The sequence below is a fragment of the Nodosilinea sp. LEGE 07298 genome (genome assembly GCF_015207265.1).
In the GTDB taxonomy this organism is placed as follows: Bacteria; Cyanobacteriota; Cyanobacteriia; order Phormidesmidales; family Phormidesmidaceae; genus Nodosilinea.
Window position 1 is genome coordinate 1 of the sequence record NZ_JADEXE010000570.1, and the last position, 1489, is coordinate 1489.

Sequence of the window (1489 nt, forward strand, 5' to 3'; positions counted from 1 at the left end):
GACCCAGCCCGAGAACCTGGCGTTTGTCGAGCGCATTCGGCAAGAGCTGTTTGATCACTACCCCGGCAGCCTGGGCCTGGCCGAAATCTTGAGCGCCAATGAGCTGGCGGTGATGGCTGAGTATACGGGCGGCGATCGCAGGTTTCACACCGCCTACGGCTTTATCTTTTTTAGCCCAGAGCTAACGCCAGCCCTAATTCGCCACGCAGTGGAGACCGTGTTTGAGTGCGACCCTACCGCCTGGCCCAGCTGGGCTTTTTCTAACCACGACTCGATTCGCGCCGTCAGCCGCCTGGCTACAGAAGACGGCGACCTCACCGCCGCCAAGCTGCTAATTGTGCTGGTGACGACCCTGCCCGGCAACGGATTTATCTACCAGGGTGACGAGCTGGGTCTGCCCCACGGCCAGGTGCCCTTTGATCGCCTGGTCGACCCAGAAGGCATTGCCATGTGGCCCAATCATGCCCGCCGCGACGGTGCCCGCACTCCCATGCCCTGGCAGGGCGACAGCCCCCACGGCGGGTTCTCAACCGTAGAGCCGTGGCTACCGCTCGATCAGCGCCACCGTCCGCTGGCGGTGGATAAAGCCGAGGCCAACCCCCAGTCGTGCCTGTGGCTAACTCGCCGCTGGCTGGCGCTGCGCAAACAGCACCCGGCGCTGCGGTGGGGCGAGTTTCGCTTTGTGCGAGCCGAAGATGCGGTGCTCTGGTTTGAGCGCTGGAATGATACCGAAACCCTCACCTGTCTGTTTAACCTAAGCGCTGCCCCGCAACGCGTTGATCTAAATGCTCCCGTGGGACAATGCCTGATCGCTGAATCGGCAGAGGTTAAGGGGAACGGCCTCGCTCTGGGCAGCTACGGATTTATGGTTTGGGTTGAGGCAAAGGGCTAGCGGGCGGTAGGAGATGTTGATCGATCGCTAAAATTATTGCTTTCTTTGAATCTGATCCCAATGATGAGTGGGAATTGAGAGAGGGCGATCACTATATTTATGTTAACAAAAAATATAAAGAACGAATTTTTGCGGAGCATGGAGCCTTTGCGATCGCAAAATATATGGACTCAGTTGAGCCAAAGAGCCTCTGGGATAGCATCATTGAGTTTATAACTAAGCATAAAGAAAAGCTGCGCAATGCTTTCGTTCGCCGCAAAATTTATGAAAACAGTAGCTCATTAACTCTTCAAAACAATAGATATTTCATATCCAAAAAAGATATGGTGAATATCTTTTGCACTAGCTACGCCCGTCTCAACCGAGCTTTTGAAGCAATCCAACGCTCTGAATTACCGCTTGCCAAGTTTGAGGATTTTAACGACTTTGATGGCGTTAGATATTATTCTCTGTCCGGATTTGATCGTCTAAGGTGATTTCCGGGAAAGAAGGTACCAAATCAAGCAGGGCGAATCAGGATATCCCACTTGGGTAGCAAAGGATTGCGTTCTAACCTGCTCTCCACTGCTTTCATCGCTACTTTGGAAAGTGAGATAC

The 1489-nt window shown here is 53.6% G+C and carries 2 protein-coding genes; both read left to right on the forward strand.

The annotated features are described in order from the left end of the window. The coding region (locus tag IQ273_RS33100) for a DUF3459 domain-containing protein (protein WP_194027306.1) at positions 1-892 on the forward strand (892 nt) is incomplete at its 5' end. 74 nt (positions 893-966) lie between these two features. Next, positions 967-1368, forward strand: a complete 402-nt coding sequence (locus IQ273_RS33105) for a hypothetical protein (protein ID WP_194027307.1) — start codon at positions 967-969, stop codon at positions 1366-1368. Positions 1369-1489: the final 121 nt, after the last annotated feature.